Source organism: Arthrobacter sp. 05T444, assembly GCF_056395905.1.
Window position 1 is genome coordinate 41,309 of sequence record NZ_JBFTKK010000010.1, and the last position, 20,838, is coordinate 62,146.

Genomic DNA, 20,838 nt, shown 5'->3' on the forward strand with positions numbered 1-20,838 from the left:
AGCCCCCGTAAAGATTCCGTCACCACCAAGGAGAACCGCCGTGACCAACTCCACCACCGAAGCAGTCCAAGCCCGCGAGGAGTGCTCTGTCGACGACCTCTACTGGAGGGACCGGTACGAGCCCATCACGGAAGACGACCAGTTCCTGCGCCAGGTCGTCGACACCTCCGACCTTCCGGCGCTGATGGTGGCGCTTGCGGCAGTAACGGGAGACTTCTCCATCCTGCGCGAGGACCTGCGTCCCCCGCAGCCGCCGGCGGAGATCGTCGGCAAGCCGCACGGCGGCATGAGCCCGGAACAGCAGGCACAGGCCCGCGGACTCGCATTCGAGGCGCTTAAGCGGGTGCGCGAGGAGCAGCTGACCAGCGTCGGGATGCTGACCGAGGCTCAGGCCGATGACATCGTGACCTGGATCACCAACGCGGCCAACCCCGAGTACCACCCCATGCTGATGCATGACATGGCCCTGGTGGAGGGCAAGAGCGGCAAGCCGACGTGGGACTTCGATGAGATCGCCGTGGGGCGGGACTTCAGCGTGGCCGTCATCGGTTCCGGGGTCTCCGGCATGGCGGCTGCCTACCGGCTGAAACAGGCCGGGATTCCCTACACCGTGTTCGAGAAGGGGCACACCGTCGGGGGCACCTGGTGGAAGAACACCTACCCGGGTGTGCGCCTCGATACACCGAACTACGCCTACAGTTTCTCCTTCGCCCAGCGTGACGACTGGCCCCAGCAGTTCTCGCAGGGATCGGAGATCTTCGAATACACCCGGCAGGTCGCCGAGCGTGGCGGCATCCTAGGTGAGATCGAGTTCAACACCGAGGTCACTTCCGCCAGCTACGACCAGGCCACAGGACTGTGGAACGTGGACATCATCGACGCCGCCGGCCAGCCGGTCAGCCGGCAGTTCAATGCCGTGCTCTCCGCCGTCGGTCAGCTGGACCGCCCCAAGTACCCGGACGTTCCGGGACGCGAGGACTTTGCCGGCATCCAGATGCACTCGGCCGAGTGGGACAACAGCGTCGACGTGACCGGCAAGCGCGTGGCCGTCATCGGCACCGGCGCCAGCGCCTACCAGATTGTCCCTGCGATCGTGGACCAGGTCTCATCGCTGACCGTCTTCCAGCGCAGCTCACCCTGGATGCTGCCCACCCAGGGCTACTACGCGGACATGCCTGACTCGGTCCAGTGGCTGGTCCGCAAGCTCCCGCACTACGGACAGTGGCTGCGGTTCTGGCAGCACTGGCTCGGCGTCGAAGGCCGGCAGCACACCACCGTGGCGGAACCGGGCTGGGACAAGCCTGGCAGTGTGTCCGCCGTCAACGCGAAGTGGCGCCAAGGGCTGACCGACATTCTGGCCAAGCAGTACCAGGACCGCCCGGACCTGATCGCCAAGGTCACCCCGGACTACATCGTGGGCGGCAAGCGCATGCTCCGGGACAACGGCGTCTGGGCCGAGTCGCTGAAGAAGCCGCAGTCCGCGCTGGTCACCGAGGGCATCGAACGCATGACCCCGGCGGGCATCGTCACCAAGGACGGGGTGCTCCACGAGGTGGACATCATCGTCTACGCCACAGGCTTCCAGGCCTCGCAGTTCCTTGAGCCACTGAAGATCACCGGCCTCAACGGCACCGACCTGCATGACTACTGGGGCGGCGATGCCAAGGCTTTCGCCGGCCTCACAGTTCCGAACTTCCCGAACCTGTTCATCATCACCGGCCCCAACACCGGCCACGTGGTTAACGGCAGCCTGTACTCGATGATCGAATACGGCGTCGAATACATCCTCGAGTCGCTGCGTCTCATCATTGAAAACGACCTCAAGGCCCTGGATCTGAAGCAGGAAGTCCTTGACGCGTTCGTCGCGGGCCTCGATGCGGCCAACGCCACCAAGGCGTGGGGCCACCCCAGCGTGCACACCTGGTACAAGAACAAGTTCGGCCGTGTCTCCCAGATCTGGCCCCACCCGGTACTGGACTTCTGGAAGATCACCCGCACCGTGAACCTCGACGACTACAACCAGCTGGCATGAGCTCCGCTGCAACGGAACCGCTGGCGGGGCTCCGGGCCGGGGAGGCCGTGTACGTCGCGGAAACGGACGACGGCGTCGTCTGCGTCCGCGGCGTCCGGTACGGCGAGCGGCTGGATCCCTCAGACCGCTTCTCCGCGCTGGGTGATCCGTCACCCGAGCGGCCTCAGGCCCCTGCGACGGTGTTCCCGCAGGGTCCAGGATCCCTGGACTGGTTGCTCGGCCCCGCACTGTCCCGGATGCCGCAGAGCGAAGATTCCTTCCTGCTGGACATCTGGGCGCCTGAAGGTGCGAAGGACCTCCCGGTCCTGGTCTTCCTGCCCGGGGGAGCCTTCATCAGCGGCGCCGGGAATGTGCGCTGGTACGACGGCGCCCGGCTCGCCCAGGAGGGCGGCGCCGTGGTGGTCACCGTTAACTACCGGCTGGGCGCGCTCGGACTGCTCGACGGCGCCGGCGGGGCCGGCGGCACTGCGGACCTTGGTCCACGCAACCTTGCCGCCGGGGACATCCTGCAGGCGTTGACATGGATTCACCGCAACATCGCCGCGTTCGGCGGCAATCCCTCGGCCACCACCCTGGCGGGGCATTCGGCAGGGGCGTGGTACGCCTACGTGCTCAGTTTCGCCGAGCAGGCGCGCGGACTGTTCAGCCGGACCGCCCTGTTCAGCCTGCCCTGGCAGCCGCCGCTGAACGCCGCGGAGTTCGACGAGCGGTCCAAGATTTTCGCCGCCGCACTCGGAGTCGGTGACGGTGCGGGGGACGGTTCGCCGGAATCCGCGGCTACGGCCGGGGAGATCCTGGCCGCCCAGGCCGCGGTGTCCAAGGCCTATGCGGGCAGGGGACTGGGCCTGATGCCGGCCGCCGACGGGGAGCTGGTTCCGTCATGGGCCCTGGACTTCGAGGCCGCGGCGGCCGCAATGCACGTGGACGCGCTGCTGTTGAGCAGCACCGATGATGAGGCCGCCGCGTTCCTGCACGCCCTGCCCGTCCAGGCCGTAGGCCCGGAACAGCTTGCCGGCTTCGTCGGCGCGCACTTCGAAGCCGCCGTCGAGGCACTGTCCTTCATCGGGGAACGGCATCCCGGGGCGACGAACCACGCGAAGCTGGTGGAGGCCATGAGCCTGCACCAGTTCCGGCTCGCCGCCACCGAGCTTGCAGGCCAGGCGGCCCGCGCCGGAATCCCGGCCACGCTGCTGCGGTTCTCCGTGCGCAGCAGGCTCGACGGCGCCGGCGCCCCGCACTGCTTCGAACTTCCGTTCCTCTTCGGGAACCGCGCGGACTGGCAGGATGCGCCCATGCTCGAGGGGTTCCCCGGGGACGTCTTCGACTCGGTGTCGGACCGCGTGCGAGCGCTGCTGCTCGGCTTCGTCGCCGACGGCGTGGCGCGGACGCCCGAAGGCCACGCCGTGCCGCGTTCCGATCCGAGGAGCCCGTCATTGTATGCGGTGACCGAAGCCGGCGGTGAGGCGGTCGGCGTCGAGCCTGAACTGCGGCCGCGGCGCTAAGTCCGCCGCACCTGCCGGAAACACCAACCGGCCGGAAACATCAGCTGCCGGAAACACCAGTGGAGCCGTCCGAAAGGGCGGCTCCACTGGTGTTAAGGGGTCTGTGCGGATCCGAAAAATTCAGAAGTGGGTGATCACCGAGCGGGCCACTGAACCGCCGCGCAGCAGGTCGTAACCCTCATTGATCTGGTCCAGCGAGATGTGCCGGGAGACCAGTTCATCCAGCTTGAAGCGGCCCTGCAGGTACAGTTCCGCGTACATGGGGATGTCGATCTTGAGGTTGGTGGAGCCCATGGCCACGCCCCGGATGCCCTTCTGCTTGCCCATCAGGTCGCCGAAGGGAGTCACTTCCAGGCGGGTTTCCGGTTTCTGGACACCGATGAGGAACGCAGTCCCGCCGATGTCCAGCATCGCGACGGCGTCCATTGCTGTCTGCTTCAGGCCGATCACCTCGAAGGCGCAGGTGACTCCGCCGCCGGAGAGGTCCTTGACGGCCTGCACGGAGTCCCCGTCCCCGGCATTGACGATGTCCGTGGCACCAAAGACCTTGGCGAGTTCGAGCTTCCCTGGCTGCAGATCGATTGCGATGATCCTGCGCGCCCCGGCAAGGGCGGCACCCTGGATGACGTTGAGCCCCACCCCGCCGCAACCGATGACGGCAACGGTATCTCCGGGACGGATGCGCGCCGAATTGATGGCCGCCCCGGCCCCGGTCACCACCCCACAGCCCAGCAGGGCGGCGCGGTCGAATGGGATGTCCTTGCTGACAGAGACCACCGTATTCTCGTGGACGAGCACCTGCTCGGCGAAACCGCCGACGCCGATGAACTGCGTCAGCGCGTCGCCGTTGCGGCTCAGCCGCGGGCCGTGGCCTGGGGTCCGCTGGGTTTCCTGTGGATGGCGGCACTGGTAGGGGCGGCCGGTCAGGCAACCCCGGCAATGGCCGCAGCTGTGGATCGGCGAGGACACCACGTGATCGCCGACGCGGAACTCCGTGACGTCCGGGCCTACTTCGGCCACCACCCCGGCGATCTCGTGGCCGAGCAATGCGGGCATGGGGAATCCCACGTTGGTCTCGGCCACATGCATATCGCTATGGCACAAGCCGCTGGCGCGGACGTCGATAAGCACCTCACGGCCCATCGGATCGGCGATGTCGATGTCCTGGACTTGGAACGGCTGACCTACACCGTCGAGCACTGCTGCTTTCATGACCGTTTGTTCCCCTCAATGAATGAGCCGGGATGACCGGCATGGACGTGGCTCAGACCATAAATATAAATATAGTGTCTGGTGAAGTGCAAAATAACTAGATTATCGATTATTAGTCACATTTTAACGGGCGCCAGTCCACGCCCATCAGGTAAGTGCATCACCAGGCAAGCTCGCCACCAGACAAGGGAGTCAACGATGAAAGCTGCAGTCATCAACGAAATCAACGGCCGTTTTGATGTGGAAGAGATCAGCATCGGGGATCCGGTGGGCCGCGAGGTCCTCGTGGAGGTCAAGGCTGCCGGCTTGTGCCATTCGGATCTGCTCGTCGCCTCGATCGACCGCGGGCGCCCGCTTCCCATGGTTGTTGGACATGAAATGGCCGGCATCGTGGCCGCCGTCGGTCCCGACGTCCGGGACCTCGCCGTCGGGGACCACGTGGTTGGCTCCGAAGTGAAGTTCTGCGGGCATTGCGAGGAATGCCTGGCCGGCCACAGCTACCGCTGTGTCAATCCCGGCGAGGTCTCCCGGCCGCTCGCTGCCGGCGCCAAGCTGCGCAGGGGCGGCGGGGATGTGCACGCCTTTGGTGTCGCCGCCTTTGCCGAGTACACCATCTGCCACGCCAACACCCTGGTGCGGATCCCCAAGGAGGTGCCCTTCCCCCAAGCTGCCGTGCTCAGTTGTGCGGCCATTACCGGCGTGGGGGCGGCGCTTAATACGGCGAAGGTCCAGCCGGGCGACGCTGTTGCCGTCATCGGGCTGGGCGGCATCGGCCTTAATATCCTGTCCGGCGCCAGGATCGCCGGGGCCACCACCATCATTGGCGTCGATGTGCATCCGGCCAAGCTCGAACTGGCCGCACGGTTCGGCGCCACCCACGTGGTGAACTCCAGCGAAGATGATGCTGTGGCCAAGGTGCGGGGGATCAGCGGCCGCGGCGTGCATCACTCCTTCGAGGCAATCGGGCTGGGGGTAACCCAGGCCCAGGCCATCGAGATGACCCGGGTGGGCGGCGGCGCCTACTTCATCGGCATCCCGCAGGGCGCGCCCCTGGAGGTGGACGTGCTGCGCTCACTCATCGCCTCGCAGCGGCGAATCCAGGGCGTCTACATGGGATCGAGCAACATCCGCCGGGACATTCCGATGTACGCCGAGCTCTACCTGCAGGGTCGCCTGAACCTCGATGACCTGGTGGCCCAGGAAATTCCGCTCGAGGGGATCAATGACGCCTACCGCCTGCAGGAGTCCGGTGCGATCGCCCGCAGCGTCATCACGTCGTTCTGACCGGAGCGCACCAGGAGGGCATTGCCAAGGTCACTCTTTTTATATAAAATCAATCAAAGAATGCATTTTCATCTCACAATGTTGTGAAAGTTCCCAGGTGCCAGCACTGGTGCCAGCCTAGAAGGAGTTCAAAGTGACAGCACGCACCGGAGCAGAGTACAAGCGGGGCCTGGATGACGGCCGCGAGGTATGGCTGGGCTCGGAACGCATCTCGGTCCTGGAACACCCGGCCTTCAAGGGTTCTGTCGAAGGCATGGCCGGCTACTTCGACTACCAGCACAAGTACGCGGCGGACTGCCTGACCACGCATCCGGAGACCGGCGAGGCCATGAATGTGAGTCTCTCGCTGCCGAAGAACGCGGAGGACATCGCACTCCGGCATCGCGCTTTCGACCGCCTGGCCCGGTACTCCAACGGCATGCTGGGCCGCACGCCGGACTACGTCAATGTGGTCCTGGCCGGACATGTGTCCCGCAAGGACATCTTCGACCGCTCCGGGGATCCGGTGTACCACCAGCGGCTGGCGGCCTACCACCGCGAAGTGATCGAAAAGGACCTCGCTTTGACCCACACCATCGTGCATGCCGCGATCGACAAGAGCGTCGGCGAACTGCAGGGCATGAACGAGGAACTCACCCTGCGCGTGGTGGAGCGGACCGAGCAGGGCTTGATCGTCAAGGGCGCCAAGATGCTCGCCACCCTCGGGCCGATTGCCGATGAGCTGTACGTCTACCCCGCAGTACCCATCCAGAAGGGCTTCGAGGAGTACGCGATCTCCTTTGCCATACCGGTGGCCACGCCGGGCGTCGTCGCCGTCTGCCGGGACCACTACGGCGTGGACGCCGATGTAGCGGACAAGCCGTTCTCTGCCCGATTCGACGAGCAGGACGCCGTCATCATCTTCGACGACGTCCTGGTGCCCTGGGACCGCGTGTTCATCGACGGTAACCTGGACGTCTACAACTCCATCAACGCCGGCACCGCGTCCGGCAACACGCAGCAGCAGACGGCCATCCGCGCCGCCGTGAAGCTGGAGTTCGCCTACGACCTGTGCACGCAGATCGCCAAGGTGACCGGCACCGAGAACAAGCCCGACGTCGGCGCGATGCTCGGCGAGATCTACACTTACCTGCGCCTCACCCGCGCGGCCATCCACTCCGCGGAAATGCGGGCCTCGGACTGGGGCGGCGGAGCGTTCTTCTGCCATGACGACATCAGCTCGCTGCGGGCCATCATGCCCGGCTGGATGATCCGGATCAACGAAATCATCAAATCCATGGGCTCGCACAACCTGCTGGCAACCCCCACGGGCGGTGCCTTCAACGATCCGCGCCTGGGCCCGCTGCTGAAGAAGTACCTGCCCGGCGCGAACGGCATCAGCGCCCAGGAACGCGCCCGCATCATGCGCACCGCCTGGGACTTCGCCGGCTCGGCACTGGGCAGCCGGATCGAGCTCTACGAACGTTTCTATCTTGGCAGCATCGGCCGCGCCCGCGCCCTGGACCACCGCAAGGCCCAGGCCGCCGGGGAAACCGGCGCCTACAAGGCGATGTTCGAGGAAATCGACGGCATCCCCGCTGCGGACGACGGCTTTCCTGCCGCGTCCGCCAGTGACCGGATCGCCGTTGGGGCGCGGGGCTAGGTTCCGCCATGACAGCGCAAATAGCAGAGGCCGCCGGCCGCGGAAACGGCCTCGAAAACGGCACTGAAAACATGGCGGGCACAGTGGCCCGGCACGTCGCAGAGACCAGCTTCGAGGCCCTCGACGCCGGCACCGTGGCCCGGGCCAAGATCCGGATCATCGACTCGCTGGGCAACATCGCCGCAGGCCACCGCGCCCAGGGCAACGGCGCCGTCCTGGACCTCGCCCGCCGCTGGGGCGGCGCGCCGGAATCGCGGGTGCTGGTCCACGGCATCCGCCTCCCGGCGCACAATGCGGCGATGGTCAACGCCGTGATGATGCGGTCCTACGACTTCGAGCCGATCGGTGCGGAATACGAGGACCAGACGCAGTCGGCCGCCCACATCAGCGGGACCACGGTTCCGGTGGCCCTGGCCGTCGCCGAGCAGCAGGGCTCCTCGGGCCGGGACCTGCTCACCGCACTGATCCTGGGGGACGACCTCACCTCGCGCCTCGCCGCGGCGTCGGGCTTTGACGTCTACAGCGGCCAGGACAACACAGGCACCGTCAACGGCCTCGGCGGCACCGCCGTCGCCGCCAAGCTCATGGGGCTGGACGCGGACCAGGTCCGGAACGCGCTGGGAATCGCGGTGAACCAACTGTCCGGAACCGTGGCCAACATTTTCGACCAGACCCTCGCGTTCAAACTGCCCATCGCGTTCGCCGCCCGCAACTCGATCGTGTCCGCGGAGCTGGCGCAGGCCGGGTTCACCGGGCCGGCGGACGCCATCGCGGGTCCGCACGGGTTCCTGGACATGTACTGCGCGTCACCGGCGCCCGGCAAGGTGACCCGCGGTCTCGGCCGGGCCTTCTATGCGGACTGTGTGATCAAGCCGTGGTCCTCGTGCCGGGCGAGCCACCCCTCACTGGACGCCTGCGTGCGGCTGGCCACCGAGAACCGGCTCAATGAGGATGAGATCGAGGATGTCCTCATCCATGTGACCCCCCGGACCCTGAAGGGTTTTGTGGGCCAGCCGTTCGTGGTCGGGGACTGCCCGGAGGTTTCCGGCGCCTTCAGCATCCGTTTCACGGCCGCCACGGCCCTGATGTACAAGACGGTCCGGCCGGAACACCTCACGCTGGAGCATATGCAGGATCCGCGCCTGCAGCGGCTGCTGGACAGGATCCGGCTGGTTGATTCGCTGCCGCCGGCGGAATCGCTCACCGCCGAAGTGGAGCTGCGGCTCCGGAACGGTTCCGTGCTCAGGACCAGGACGGACGTGCCCAAGGGGGACATCTACGCCAGCCCGATGAGCGAGACGGAGATCCTGGACAAGTACTACGCCAATGCCGAGTTCGGCGGCAGGATCCCTCGCAGGAATGCCGAGGAAGCGGTCCGGCTCGTCCAGCACCTTGAGGAGCTGGACAGCCTGGCACCCCTCATCAAACTCTTCACACCCGACTTTTCAGCACTAAATCCCAGGAGGATGAAATGAATACACCCCAGGTTGCACCCACCGCGGAGATCACCGTCGATCCCGCCGCTTTCCGTCACGTCGTGGGCCATTTCGCCAGCGGCGTCACGGTGATCACCACGGTTGTGGACGGCGAGCTGTACGGAACGACGGCGTCGGCCGTGTCGTCGCTGTCCATGGAGCCTCCCATGATGCTCGCCTGCCTTAACCGCTCCAGCTCCACGCACGACGCCGTGCTGAAGGCCGGAGTGTTCGGCATCAACATCCTGGCCGAGGACCAGAGCGACCTCGCCATGAAGTTCGGACGCAAGGGCGGAGACAAGTTCGACGGCGTCTCGGTCACCATGTCGGCCGAGGGCGTCCCGATGCTGGATGGAGCCCTTGCCACCATCGTCTGCCGGGTTGCGGAAACCCCCACCGGCGGCACGCACACCGTCTTCCTTGGCCAGGTTACGGATGCCAAGGCCACCGCGGGAGAGCCGCTGGCGTACTTCCGCGGCGCTTTCGGCCGGCTGGAAAGGATCAAGGAGCTCGCGGCCTACGACGCCGTGCGTGACTGGGTGCTGGGCCGCCGCACCCCGCTGCACCAGGCACTGGATCCGGTGGAGATCGCCGAACAGGCCAAGTCCGATCCGCACAACGTCCACAATGCCCTGGTTAAGTTGACGGCCGAATCCCTGGTCATCCGGGGGGACCGGGGCGAATTCCTGCCCGCGCCCATCACCCGCCAGCTGACGGACAGTGTCTACGACGGCCGCCTCACCATCGAGCTCGGCGTCCTCGCCAGCCATTTCGGGAAGTTCACGGACGAGGACATCGCGGAATTGAGCCGGTTCACCGACGAGCTCGCACTGCTGCGCCAGGGCGGCCAGGAAGCCCTGGACAAGTTCCTCAAGACGAACGCGAAGTACCACAACCGCCTGGTCAGCGTGGCGGGCTCCGCCCAGCTCACCGACGCCTTCCGCCGCCTCGGAATCGGCACGGTCTGGCGCGAGGCCCTCAACAGCGAGGAGTGGGCCCGGAAGATGGACCACAGCCACATCGTCGAGCTCACGGCGGCGCTGAAGGACCACGACTACGAGCGGGCGGCGGAGGCCCTCCGCCTGCACACATCCTTCGGCAAGCAGCTGGCCAGCGACGTCATCGAACGCCACGGCGGCGAGGTGTAAGCAGCAGCTTCGAAGCCCGACGGCGGGGCCGCACCCAGGGATTCCGATCCCGGCGGGTGCGGCCCCGCCGTCGTTCTGTACCAGTTGTTCTGTACCCGGCTGCACTTTGTACAGGAACAGCCTGGGACAGCAAAAGAGCGGGGAGGCCACGTGGCCTCCCCGCTCCTTTGTGCCCGTCTATTTGTCAGCGTGCAGCCGGTGTTCCTGTTTCGGCGTGCCGCAGGAGGTGCAGCTCCGGCACATACGCGGCCAGCGCGTCAAAGGCCGTCTGCTCGGTGTCCGGGGTGATGGCTGCTGCGACGTAGCGGTCGGGGCGCACCACGAGGGTTACGCCGCTGCCGGCAACAGCCTTGAAAGCACCGCTGGTGTCGGTCACTGCGGTGGCGCCGCACAGCGCAAGGGGGGAGCCGCCGTCGTCGGTCTCGTCAGTGTCGTTCCCCTCAGTGCCGTTCCCTTCAGTGCCCAAGCGCCGGACTACAATGGCTGGGCCGCCGTCAGAGGGGAAATGCAGGAGTGCCCACCCCGTACCGAGGACGGCGTCCAGCGGGACGGCGTCGCCGGTGGGCAGGGTGACCTGCGGCTGGGACAGCGAGCGGCCCACCAGCGCGGCCGCTGCCTTCGGGACACCGGCGCCCGGGGCCACCACGCAGCCGTCGGTGAAGTGCGGCTGCTTGAGGAACTTCATGCCGGCGAGCCATGCCTTGGCGGCCGGAACGATGCCGGAAGCGGTGATGGCGGCGTCGCGGATGGCGGTGAGCGAGGGGTTGACGTTCATCACCACTGTGCCGATCCGGTGGGAAAGGCGCACCATGTCCACCGCGTGCGGACGCCGCTCGGCCTGGTAGGTGTTCACCAGTGCATCGGTTCCGGTGCCCTGGACGTTGGCGGCGATTTTCCAGGCGAGGTTGGCGACGTCACGGATGCCGGCGTTCAGGGCCTGGCCGGCGAACGGGGGCATCATGTGGGCTGCGTCCCCCGCGAGGAGCACGTGCCCCACGCGGTAGTTCAGGGCCACGCGCTGGTGGGCAACGTAGACGGCAGCGCGGCGGATGTCCGCCGCGACGATCGTCTGGAACGGCGCGATCAGCCTGATGATGGCCTCCGGGGAGGTCACCGTCGCGGCCTCCTCACCGGGGAGGAGCATGAACTCGTAGCGGCGGCGGCCGTTAACCCCTGGGACCACCACAACGGGACGTGTCCCGTTGCAGTGGAACTCGGAAAACCGCTCCGGCTCACCCGGTGTGTTGATGATGTCCACCACGATCCACTTCTGGACCTGGGTGGAACCTTCCATCGGGATGCCGAGCTGGGAGCGGACCGGGCTGCGGCCGCCGTCGCACGCCACCACCCATTTGGAGCGGACGGTGTGCTTGCCGTCGTCGTCGATCAGCACCGTGTCCGCGTGCCCGGGGCCGTCCGTGATGCGAAACGCCTCAGTGTTGAAGCGGACGTCGATCAGCGGACGGGCCCGGGCGGCTTCCAGGAGCAGTGATTCCATCACGGGCTGGTCGAACTGCGACTTGCCGGGCTGGCCCAGCCGAGGGCTCGCGGGGTAGACCTCCGCCAGCAGCTGTTCCTTCCGGCCGAAGTAGCGGGCGCCCGTGTCCATGAGCATCTCTGGCGCCAGCCGGTCCAGAATGCCGATCTGCTGCATGACCCGCAGCGTCTCGTCGGTTGCGCTGATGGCCCGCGGTTCGTCGCTTGTCCCGGCATGGCGTTCAACGAGCATCACGTTGACGCCCTGGTCCGCCAGCAGGTTCGCCGCGGCCAGGCCGATGGGGCCCGCCCCGATGACAACCACGTCTGTTTCGATGATTTTGTCCATGCCGATCAAAGTTCCGTTCCTTAAGGAGTGCAGTCGGGGGAGCAGAGCCGGTCAGGAGACGAGTTCCACCGTGTTTTTCAGGGTGCCCAGACCGGTGATTTCCACCTCGACGACGTCCCCTTCCGAGAGCAGGCCGGACGGTTCCATGAACAGGCCCACGCCGCCGGGGGTGCCGGTGACGATCACATCGCCGGCGGAGAGCTTGGTGAAGCCGGTGACGTAGGCGATCAGCTGCGGAATGGTGAAGTACAGATCGGCCACGGAGGCCTTCTGGCGGATGTCGCCGTTGACCCGGGTTTCGAGGGTGAGTGCGTTGACGTCGCCCAGGTCGGCAGCCGGGACGAGGTAGGGGCCGAAGCCGCCGGTGCCGGGGAAGTTCTTGCCGGGGATCCACTGGGAGGCCGCGAGCTGCCAGTCGCGGACGCTGAGGTCGTTGTAGGCGGCATAGCCGGCAACGTAGTCAAAGGCGTCGTCTTCGGCGACGTGGAACGCATCCTTGCCGATGACCAGGGCCATTTCGCCTTCGTAGTCGAACTTGGTGGTTGTGGCAGGCATCTGGGCCGGCTGCAGGTGGCCCATCTGGGAGTCGGCGAAGCGGGTGAAGATGGTGGGGGCCTTCTGCTCCGTCTTGCCGGACTCTTCCTGGTGGCTGCGGTAGTTCACGCCGATGCAGATGACCTTGCCGGGATCCGTGACGGCGGGGAGGAACTCGATGTCCGCTTCCGCGCGGGAGGTGGCGTTGCGGAACTCTTCGCCGACGGTGCCGAAGATGCCCTGCTCGACGGCGGCGCGGAGCGTGCGGGCCAGGTTGGCACCGCTGGGGCCGAGATCGTAGGCGCGTCCGTCGGCGATGATGCCCCAGGTGGGGGAGCCGTCTGGGGATACGAAGCTTGCGTAGTTCATGATGGTGGTTCCTTTCGCGGCGGCGGCGCGCCGGGGAGGTGACGCAGTCCCTTCTCTGTCGGCGGCTGTGCCGGGCAGGAGGAATGTGCATCCTTTGACAAGGAATACATTATCTTGCTTTTACGCATTCTGACTAGGCGTGGGTGGAATCCCTAGGAGCAGGGCCCGGCGGCGAGCTTCGCCACGGTGATGCCGCTGGCATTACGGCCGGCAGCCAACGTGATCACCTCCGGCGGACCAGGCTGGGACGCATCAACCCCCTTCCTAGGGGGTGGGAATGAGTGTCTTGCGGGTCGACTCCCACTTTTTCCTAGGGCCCGACGCTGACAGTGGGATGGTCCTGAAGTTGGTGGTTTGGGAGCCCCACTCAGGACTACCGGGCCCGATGCACTGAGCTGCACCGGACACGGCGCCTAGTCCAACGACGGTCTGAAGCAGGTCTCAAACATGCGCGATCAACGAGAAACTGGGGCGTTGACTCGCGCCTCGGCTACAAAGGTGTCCTCCAGGCGCTTCGGCGGCCACGGTTCCTCATATGGGGCCGGCAATGTATAACGAGGCCGCGAAGGGAGAAGGACGCTCGCGGCGCTCTTTGCCGCTGCAGCGCCGACGCGCGTGGAGTGCTCTTTTGTCGGCAGCCCTTGCATTCGCCGGCCTGTCCGTCAGCGGAATCGCCGCCGCGGACGTCGGCACGATTGGCCGCGACACGCTTCGGACCGGGTGGGACAGCACCGAGAGCACGCTCTCGCCGTCGTCCGTCTCGTCGTCGAACTTCGGCAAGCTGTTCTCCACGGCGGTGGACGGGCAGGTCTACGCCCAGCCACTCGTTGTCGGCGGCACCGTGATTGCCGCGACGGAAAATAACGCCGTTTACGGGCTGGACAGTGTCACAGGGGAGACGAAGTGGCAGCGTTCCCTCGGGCCGGCCTGGCCGGCGTCGACCGTCAGCTGCGGTGACCTCACGCCCAACATTGGAATCACCTCCACTCCGGTCTTCGACGCGGCGACAAACAGCGTCTTCCTGCTGGCGAAGACGAACGACGGAGCTAGCCCGCAGCTCCCGCACTGGTACATGCACTCCCTAGACCAGGTGACCGGGGCGGAGAGGCCCGGGTTCCCCGTCCTCATCAGCGGCGCCCCCACCAACGATCCGACCCGCCCCTTCAATGCGATGACCGCCATGCAGCGGCCCGGACTGCTGCTTATGGACGGGGTGGTGTACGCGGGCTTCGCCAGCCACTGCGACTACACCCCCTTCGTCGGCTACGTCATCGGGGTGTCCACGAGCGGACGGCAGACAACGATGTGGGCCACGGAATCAGGGAACGCCAACGCGGAGGGCGGGATCTGGCAGTCCGGCGGAGGACTGGTATCCGACGGCCCCGGTCAAATCCTGTTCGCCACCGGGAACGGCATCTCCCCGAAGGCTGGCCCGGGCAACATGCCTCCCGGTACCCTGGCGGAATCGGTGGTCAGAGTCCAGGTTGGAAGCGACGGCAACCTGAGCCCAACCGACTTCTTCAGCCCCGCCAACAACCTCAAGCTGGACCAGAGCGACGCCGACCTGGGTTCCGGGGCCCCGGTTGCCATCCCTGACGGCTATGGCACGGCCGAGCACCCGCACCTGCTGGCACAGGTCGGCAAGGACGGCCACGTCTACCTGCTGGACCGGGACAATCTGGGCGGCATGGCGCAGGGGCCGGGCGGAACCGATGCAGTCCTCGACGCAGCCGGACCGTACAACGGGGTGTGGGGACGGCCCGCGTTTCTCGGGACGGCCGACGGCGGGTATCTCTACACCGTCGAGAACAGGGGTTTTCTGCGCGCGTTCAAGCTTGTGCCGACCAGCACGGGCGGGATCCTGCTCGCCTCCGTCGGGACGTCCGCAGGCACATTCGGGTACACCTCCGGCGCGCCAGCGGTGACCTCTTCCGGCACGGACGGGTCCTCCGCCCTCGTCTGGGCGGTCTACTCCACCGGAGCAACCGGGGTCAATGCGGAACTGCGGGCCTACCGCGCCCTCCCGGACACCACCGGGTCCCTCCAACAGGTGTTCAGCGCCCCGTTAGGCACAGCCGCCAAGTTCTCCTCGGTGGCCACTGACAACGGTCGGGTGTACGTTGGCACCCGCGACGGCCACGTGCATGGCTTCGGCGCCCCGACAACTGCAGCCGTGGGCGCGGCGGACACCGACCTGGGCGCAGCCGAAGTGGGCGCCACCCAGACCGGCAATGTCACGATCACAGCCACCCGGGCGGTGACGCTCAGCTCCGTCACAACAGGGGCGCCGTTCGGGATCGGAGCTTCGAGCAGCCTGACCGGCACCCTGCAGAGTGGGGATAGCCTGACCGCCCCGGTGACCTTTTCGCCGACAGCTCCCGGGCAGGCTGACGGCACGCTGACCGTCACTACGGCCGACGGCGAGACCGTGCTCCTGGGCATCCACGGCGTCGGCACACGAGACGGCCTGGGCGCCACCCCCGCCGCGCTCCAGTTCACTGACGTGCCGACCCTGACGAGCAGCCAGCAAACTGTCAACATCGTCAACACCGGTGCGACCGTCGTCGAGATCACCGGCGTCACCCTGCCGGCCAACGCGGAGCTTAGCGTCGACCCGACCACGCTGCCGGTGGCGGGCCAGCAGATCCAACCCCTCGCGTCGGTTCCGGTGTCTGTGACCTTCAGCCCCACGACGGCGGACCCGGTGGCCGACTCGCTGGTCATCGTCAGCGACCGCGGTTCCGTGACCGTGCCGCTGACCGCGACCGCCGTGTCCGGCACGGCGCATCTGGAGATGCCGCCCTCGCTGGACTTCGGTGACGTCCCCGTCGGAACATCGGCCACGGCGGACTTCACCATCCTCAACACCGGCAATATCCCGATGACGATCACCAAGGCGAAGGCGCCGCAGGGCGACTTCTCGACGACCGCGCCCATCTCCGAGGGCCTCACCATTCCGCCAGGTGAATCCGCGTTCCAGAGCGTGACCTTCACGCCGACCGCCCTCGGGCAGGCCGGCACACAGGACACCTTCTATCTGATCACCACCGATGACGGCCAAGGCGCGCTGAAGGTGATGCTCACCGGCAACGGCACCGACGACCCAATCGCAGTCAAGGCACAACAGATCGGTGCCGGCCGCCCCGCGTCGTCCCTCGGGCGCGCGCTCACCGGACAGTACGCCGTCGCGGATGGAAAGTGCCAGGACTTCGTCAGCGGGGTGATCTGCTGGTCACCGGCGACTGGTGCGCATGAGGTCCATACAGCGATCTACAACAGCTACAAGGCGGCGGGCGGCGCCACGGGCACGTTCGGCTTCCCGACCACCGACGTGACGGTCACGCCGGATGGGGTGGGGCGGTACAGCAACTTCTCCGGTTCGGGCGGGACCTCGATCTACTGGTCGCCGAAGACCGGTGCGCATGAGGTGCACGGTGCCATCCGGGCCTTGTGGGCGTCGCTGGGCTCGGAGAAAGGCCTGCTCGGCTATCCGACCACCGACGTGACGGGCACTGCGGATGGGGCGGGACAGTACAGCCACTTCTCCGGTTCGGGCGGGGCCTCGATCTACTGGTCGCCCAAGACCGGCGCGCATGAGGTCCACGGCGGGATCCGGACCAAATGGGCGGCCCTGGGCTGGGAAAAAGGCCCGCTCGGCTATCCAACCAGTGACGAGAAAGGCACTCCTGACCGGGTGGGGCGGTACAGCCACTTCTCAGGTTCGGGTGGGGCTTCGATCTACTGGTCGCCCAAGACCGGCTCGCATGAGGTTCACGGAGCGATCCGGACCAAGTGGGCGGCGATGGGCTGGGAGAAGGGCCCGCTCGGTTATCCGCTGACTGACGAGATGGGCACCCCGGACCGGGGAGGGCGGTATACCCACTTCTCCGGTTCGGGTGGGGCTTCGATCTACTGGTCGCCGAAGACCGGCGCGCATGAGGTCCACGGAGCGATCCGGGCCAAGTGGGCGGCGCTGGGCTGGGAGAAAGGCCGGCTCGGCTATCCAGTCACAGACGAGTACTCCGTTCCTGGCGGCCGGGAATCGGATTTCCGCGGCGGCCGGCTGGTCTGGAAGGCGCGGACAGGAGTAATTAGCGGATAGCGTGAGAGGCCCGGCGTTGGGGCGGAGGCAGGATCGGAACCGTCGACGTCGCTCTACTTCCACTCGAAAAGGCGGCCTTCGGACTTGCCGTCCGCCACCTGGTACTCGAACAAGACTGCGATCCCGTTGAGGCGGCTCAACTCGTCTGAAGTCGTTTCGTAGAACAATGCACCCCGCCAGGTGAGTTGACCCGGACCGGTGAAGCTACCGACACCGTGGCCGGTGAAGGTGGCTGTCTGCCCGCTTGCGGTGACCACAAATCCGTTTCCGTTGCCGACGACTGTGCCGCTGGGGCGAAGCGTGCCGACATAGGTGACATTTACGTCAACTTGGGCACCGCAGAGCGTGCCGACCTGATGGTCGGTCACTTCGGTGCGCGGACCGCGGCCAGTGTCTTCCAGAACCCGCGTGCTGATGGTCTCGCCGTTGAGTTCCCCGATTTGTTCTCCGAGCATGATGATCTCCTTGCCAGTTGGATCGGTGGCTGGACAGGAACGACTGCCACGTCAACGTGACGTTCCAGTCCGGATCAGCCGGGAATACGCGTCCGTGTTCAGGCAGCATCGGGAGCCGCGGACGCAGAGGGCAGACCGTCCCCGGTGCAGATTTCCCGCCCGGGGGACGGCCGCCGTCGTCGGTTATTCAGAACCGTGGGTGGCGCTATGTGGCGCTTCCCCTCGTCCTCTCCATCGCATCCCTGCCGAGCCAGAGGCCCAAACCGATCATGGCGACGCCGAGGAGCAGATGCAGCCAATTGTCGGCAGTGTTAAGCGGGACAAAGTTGGCGCCCCCGTCCATGTCAATGAACAGGCCGTAGATCCACAGAACCACGTAGACCGCGCCGCCGCCGAGCAAGAACCAGCGGGCCATCTGGGCGGTCCGGGCCATTGCAATGCCGGCCGCGCCGAACAGCAAATGGACGATGTTATGCAGTACGGACACCTGGAAGACTCCAAGCAGCATTGCCCCGGACTCATGTCCGGCAAAGTTCATGGCGCCGTAATTGGTGGTGATTCCCGGGATGAACCCGAGGACTCCAACCAGCAGGAAAACCGCACCAAGACCCATGGCGGTGTTGTGGAGGGACAGCCCCATCATGTGGTGGTGCTCGGTGGGGTGTGAAGCGGTAGTCATTGGTCTGCCTTTCACGCTGGTTACCGGCTCTTCAGATGGAGAACCGGCCTCGCGGCAGGAGTCGCCGGACTTCTGCCGACGCCCAAATCCTACTCCTGAAAACCGCGCCTGTGCAGGGAATAAAGGGGCTTTCCAGAGCATTCCGGGCGGCCGTGTTCTAGGCAGGGGAGGAGGAGGCGGATCCGCCCTCGGCCAGGCCCATGAACATGGTCCGGTGCAGGATGTCCACGTGCTTGCGGGCGACCTCGGCTTCGTCCCATTGGCCGGCGCGCAGGGCTGCCACGAGCGCGACGTGGTCGCAGTTTGATTTGTGCAGCAGCTCGATCGAGTAGGGGATGAAATAGGCATAGAGCTCGGTGAGCGTGGTCCACTGCAGAGCGATCAGCGGGGCCACGACGACGGCGGGACCGCGCCTTGCGCCGCCGGCACGTCTGCCTGGTAGTAGTCGGACCACCAGTCCGTGGTTTCGGCCAAGTTACGGCTCAGTCGATCGAGTTCGTCCAGTTGTTCAGCTGTGGCGTTCATGGACGCGTAGTGCGTGACGGCGCATTCAAAGAGCAGCCTCCGGTTCACAGCCTGGGACTCGGCCGGCGATGCCGAGAGTTCGGTCAGCACACAGTCCGGGGGAGCGCGCTTTGGCCTGATGACCGGCTACGACGGCAAGGCGGGCCCGCTGCATGTAGCAGCGGGCCCGCTTGTCTATCGGTTGTATCAGGAGCGGTTAAGCCGTCAGCTCATGCACTTGGGCAGCTTCACCGCCGCGCTCGTCCATGAGATTGTGCAGGTGGGCCGGGCTTTCCTCGTCGGGGGAAAACCTCCATCATTCGCAGCCGATCCCATCGCCGTCGCGGTCGAGGTGGGCCGCGTATCCCGGGGTGCCTGCATACACGGGCGCAGCACCCGCGGCCCTGGCTGCGGTGCAGTTCTTGTAGTAGACGGAAGCGGGTGCGGGCACAGCCGCCTGCTGCGCGGCCTGATCGGCGGCAGCCTGCTGGGCGGCACGGTCTGCTGCCGCCTGGGCCGCCGCAGCCTGATCTGCTGCCGCCTTTTCCGCGGCCGCTTTTTCTACTGCCGCCTTTTGTGCTGCCGCCTTTTGTGCTGCCACGCGTGCCGCTGCCGCTTGGGCGGCTGCTTTTTCGGCAGCGAGCTTATCCGCCGCTGCTTTTGCAGCTGCTTTTTTGGCGGCAACCTTATCGGCGGCTGCCTTGGCCGCCGCCTTTTGCGCTGCCACCTTGTCCGCCGCAATTTTCGCTGCTGCAGCCTTGGCCTTCGCATCACGTGCTTCTACCACTTTGCGGGATTCTGCCTCGGGGAGCCACACGAGCTGATGATCGCTGCCCTCGGTGCAGATGAAGATTTCGTCGTTGTAGGTCCGGGATTCTTCGGCCGTCAGACAGGGGGACTGAGCGGGATTCGTTTCAGTTGGTGTGGCGGTAGCGGTCGGCCGCTGCTCGCTCACGAGGGATGCCCTGCTGTCGTTAGAGTTCGGCGTGGCACCTGCTCCCACGACACCGCCCAGCATAAATACGAGAATGCCGGACACAGTGACTATCAGCGCGCTCTTTCGGTGCGGAATGCCTACCCAAGACCGCCGTTTAAAGAGCAATGCGTATAGGCCGGTGATCAAGGCGATGATGCCCAGAAAAACCAAAACACCTGCAAAGCCGCCACTAGTGGCTGCGATCAGGAGAATCAACAGCACAATCGCTGCAACTATCCAGAAGAGAAGCGTTGGCCGCCAGCCAATCCTCGGGCGCGCGGGCATAGTGGAGTTATCGTTCAATGTTTCCCCCAAGGAAAAGTGATTGCGGCAGGTGACCGGACTCACGCTATTGGTGACGACTCAAGGAAGCCGCAAGAAAGCCGCAGATTTGGCAAAGTCCCCGGGTGCTCCCGCCACCTGGACGCCCCTGGGCACGGTGCTCGCGCCCCCTTGGCCATGGCCGGAGCGGACGGGGGCCTAGCCGTGACGTTGATGCTGATGGCCGCGGCGACGTTCGTCGTCGGCCTGCTTCCCGGGGTACGCGGTGCTGGGGATCTGGGCCACGGTGCTGCTGGTGGTCACCAAGCTGGTGCAGGGTTTTTCTACCGGCGGCGAGTACGTCGGTGCCACCACGTTCGTCTGTGAGCATTCGCCGGACAGGCGCCGCGGTTCTTTGTCAGCTTCCTGGACACGGGCAGGTACCTCGGCTTTGCGGTGGGGGCGGCGGTGGTTTCCGTCCTTCAGCTCACGATGGGCCAGGATCAGATGGAGGCGTGGGGCTGGCGCATTCCGTTCCTGGTTGCGGGTCCGTTGGGCATCGTCGCCATCTACTTCCATCGGCACCAACACCTGACCGATCCACATGGGAGACAAGGAAATTCCGGCGATGGGCAAGTCGGTGGCCGGGCCCGGGACGTACTTCGCGTCCGTCAGGGACGGAAAGACCGTCTCCTTCCGCGCCCATCCTGACGTCGGCTCCATGATGGGGCAACTGGGGCTGATACCCGGCATGTGAGCAGGAAAGACAACGATCTGATCAAGAGGGGGCCGGCCAACCGCCCCTCTTAGCTCTGGAGCGTCGGCTCGTTGACTTCCG

At 66.0% G+C, this 20,838-nt stretch carries 16 protein-coding genes and 1 pseudogene; 9 read left to right on the forward strand and 8 right to left on the reverse strand.

The window, feature by feature from the left end; translation table 11 throughout:
* Positions 1-40: 40 nt before the first annotated feature.
* A complete protein-coding gene (locus AC1DD3_RS11525; protein ID WP_476881683.1) occupies positions 41-2,032 on the forward strand; it encodes a flavin-containing monooxygenase in 1,992 nt (663 codons plus the stop codon).
* Positions 2,029-3,534: a carboxylesterase family protein gene (locus tag AC1DD3_RS11530; protein WP_476881684.1), complete on the forward strand. Its 1,506-nt coding sequence runs from the start codon at positions 2,029-2,031 to the stop codon at positions 3,532-3,534. Before AC1DD3_RS11525 ends, AC1DD3_RS11530 begins: the two co-directional genes overlap by 4 nt.
* A gap of 120 nt (positions 3,535-3,654) precedes the next feature.
* Here AC1DD3_RS11530 and AC1DD3_RS11535 read toward each other — a convergent pair whose 3' ends face one another.
* On the reverse strand, positions 3,655-4,746 hold the full coding sequence (locus AC1DD3_RS11535; protein ID WP_476881685.1) for a Zn-dependent alcohol dehydrogenase: 1,092 nt from the start codon (positions 4,744-4,746) through the stop codon (positions 3,655-3,657).
* 198 nt (positions 4,747-4,944) lie between these two features.
* On the opposite strand from AC1DD3_RS11535, the gene AC1DD3_RS11540 reads away from it, so the two are divergent.
* The 4 genes from AC1DD3_RS11540 to AC1DD3_RS11555 all read left to right on the forward strand — a co-directional run bounded on the left by AC1DD3_RS11540 (position 4,945) and on the right by AC1DD3_RS11555 (position 10,295).
* Complete coding sequence (locus AC1DD3_RS11540; RefSeq protein ID WP_476881686.1) at positions 4,945-6,030, forward strand: zinc-binding dehydrogenase; 1,086 nt, start codon at positions 4,945-4,947, stop codon at positions 6,028-6,030.
* Positions 6,031-6,163: 133 nt separating this feature from the next.
* On the forward strand, positions 6,164-7,672 hold the full coding sequence (locus AC1DD3_RS11545; protein WP_476881687.1) for a 4-hydroxyphenylacetate 3-hydroxylase N-terminal domain-containing protein: 1,509 nt from the start codon (positions 6,164-6,166) through the stop codon (positions 7,670-7,672).
* 8 nt (positions 7,673-7,680) lie between these two features.
* A complete protein-coding gene (locus AC1DD3_RS11550) occupies positions 7,681-9,147 on the forward strand; it encodes an MmgE/PrpD family protein (RefSeq protein ID WP_476881688.1) in 1,467 nt (488 codons plus the stop codon).
* Positions 9,144-10,295, forward strand: a complete 1,152-nt coding sequence (locus tag AC1DD3_RS11555; RefSeq protein ID WP_476881689.1) for a flavin reductase — start codon at positions 9,144-9,146, stop codon at positions 10,293-10,295. The genes AC1DD3_RS11550 and AC1DD3_RS11555 overlap by 4 nt, the downstream gene beginning before the upstream one ends.
* 184 nt (positions 10,296-10,479) lie before the next feature.
* On the opposite strand, the gene AC1DD3_RS11560 is transcribed toward AC1DD3_RS11555, so the two are convergent.
* Positions 10,480-12,120 carry an FAD-dependent monooxygenase gene (locus AC1DD3_RS11560; protein WP_476881690.1) on the reverse strand — a complete coding sequence of 547 codons (1,641 nt, stop codon included), beginning with the start codon at positions 12,118-12,120 and terminating at the stop codon, positions 10,480-10,482.
* A gap of 51 nt (positions 12,121-12,171) precedes the next feature.
* Positions 12,172-13,023 (reverse strand): fumarylacetoacetate hydrolase family protein, encoded by an 852-nt coding sequence (locus AC1DD3_RS11565; RefSeq protein ID WP_476881691.1) that lies wholly within the window; start codon positions 13,021-13,023, stop codon positions 12,172-12,174.
* Positions 13,024-13,651: 628 nt separating this feature from the next.
* Here AC1DD3_RS11565 and AC1DD3_RS11570 point away from each other — a divergent pair.
* Entirely contained in the window at positions 13,652-17,125 is a 3,474-nt protein-coding gene (locus AC1DD3_RS11570) for an Ig-like domain-containing protein (protein WP_476881692.1), read from the forward strand.
* 53 nt (positions 17,126-17,178) lie between these two features.
* Here the strand turns inward: AC1DD3_RS11570 and AC1DD3_RS11575 are convergent, their stop codons facing one another.
* From AC1DD3_RS11575 to AC1DD3_RS11595, 5 genes are all read right to left on the reverse strand, one after another.
* On the reverse strand, positions 17,179-17,580 hold the full coding sequence (locus AC1DD3_RS11575) for a hypothetical protein (RefSeq protein WP_476875898.1): 402 nt from the start codon (positions 17,578-17,580) through the stop codon (positions 17,179-17,181).
* Positions 17,581-17,785: 205 nt separating this feature from the next.
* Entirely contained in the window at positions 17,786-18,259 is a 474-nt protein-coding gene (locus AC1DD3_RS11580) for a DUF4383 domain-containing protein (RefSeq protein WP_230117388.1), read from the reverse strand.
* 157 nt (positions 18,260-18,416) lie between these two features.
* The gene (locus AC1DD3_RS11585) at positions 18,417-18,653 is read right to left on the reverse strand and encodes a hypothetical protein (protein WP_476881693.1); all 237 of its coding nucleotides are present in this window, start codon (positions 18,651-18,653) and stop codon (positions 18,417-18,419) included.
* Positions 18,641-18,874 (reverse strand): hypothetical protein, encoded by a 234-nt coding sequence (locus AC1DD3_RS11590; RefSeq protein WP_476881694.1) that lies wholly within the window; start codon positions 18,872-18,874, stop codon positions 18,641-18,643. The genes AC1DD3_RS11585 and AC1DD3_RS11590 overlap by 13 nt, the downstream gene beginning before the upstream one ends.
* 205 nt (positions 18,875-19,079) lie before the next feature.
* Positions 19,080-20,087 (reverse strand): excalibur calcium-binding domain-containing protein, encoded by a 1,008-nt coding sequence (locus AC1DD3_RS11595; RefSeq protein WP_476881695.1) that lies wholly within the window; start codon positions 20,085-20,087, stop codon positions 19,080-19,082.
* 132 nt (positions 20,088-20,219) lie between these two features.
* Between AC1DD3_RS11595 and AC1DD3_RS11600 the strand changes: the two are divergent.
* Both AC1DD3_RS11600 and AC1DD3_RS11605 read left to right on the forward strand, forming a co-directional pair.
* Positions 20,220-20,576, forward strand: a pseudogene (locus AC1DD3_RS11600) (MFS transporter); the annotation flags it as partial.
* Between the two features lie 28 nt (positions 20,577-20,604).
* The gene (locus AC1DD3_RS11605) at positions 20,605-20,757 is read left to right on the forward strand and encodes a hypothetical protein (protein WP_476881768.1); all 153 of its coding nucleotides are present in this window, start codon (positions 20,605-20,607) and stop codon (positions 20,755-20,757) included.
* Positions 20,758-20,838 lie beyond the last annotated feature (81 nt).

Excerpts from the sequence above, each read along its gene's own strand:
- AC1DD3_RS11530 (WP_476881684.1), top strand. The coding sequence starts at position 2,029 with ATGAGCTCCGCTGCAACGGAACCGCTGGCGGGGCTCCGGGCCGGGGAG.
- AC1DD3_RS11535 (WP_476881685.1), bottom strand. The coding sequence starts at position 4,746 with ATGAAAGCAGCAGTGCTCGACGGTGTAGGTCAGCCGTTCCAAGTCCAG.
- AC1DD3_RS11540 (WP_476881686.1), top strand. The coding sequence starts at position 4,945 with ATGAAAGCTGCAGTCATCAACGAAATCAACGGCCGTTTTGATGTGGAA.
- AC1DD3_RS11550 (WP_476881688.1), top strand. The coding sequence starts at position 7,681 with ATGACAGCGCAAATAGCAGAGGCCGCCGGCCGCGGAAACGGCCTCGAA.
- AC1DD3_RS11555 (WP_476881689.1), top strand. The coding sequence starts at position 9,144 with ATGAATACACCCCAGGTTGCACCCACCGCGGAGATCACCGTCGATCCC.
- AC1DD3_RS11560 (WP_476881690.1), bottom strand. The coding sequence starts at position 12,120 with ATGGACAAAATCATCGAAACAGACGTGGTTGTCATCGGGGCGGGCCCC.
- AC1DD3_RS11565 (WP_476881691.1), bottom strand. The coding sequence starts at position 13,023 with ATGAACTACGCAAGCTTCGTATCCCCAGACGGCTCCCCCACCTGGGGC.
- AC1DD3_RS11575 (WP_476875898.1), bottom strand. The coding sequence starts at position 17,580 with ATGCTCGGAGAACAAATCGGGGAACTCAACGGCGAGACCATCAGCACG.
- AC1DD3_RS11580 (WP_230117388.1), bottom strand. The coding sequence starts at position 18,259 with ATGACTACCGCTTCACACCCCACCGAGCACCACCACATGATGGGGCTG.
- AC1DD3_RS11605 (WP_476881768.1), top strand. The coding sequence starts at position 20,605 with ATGGGAGACAAGGAAATTCCGGCGATGGGCAAGTCGGTGGCCGGGCCC.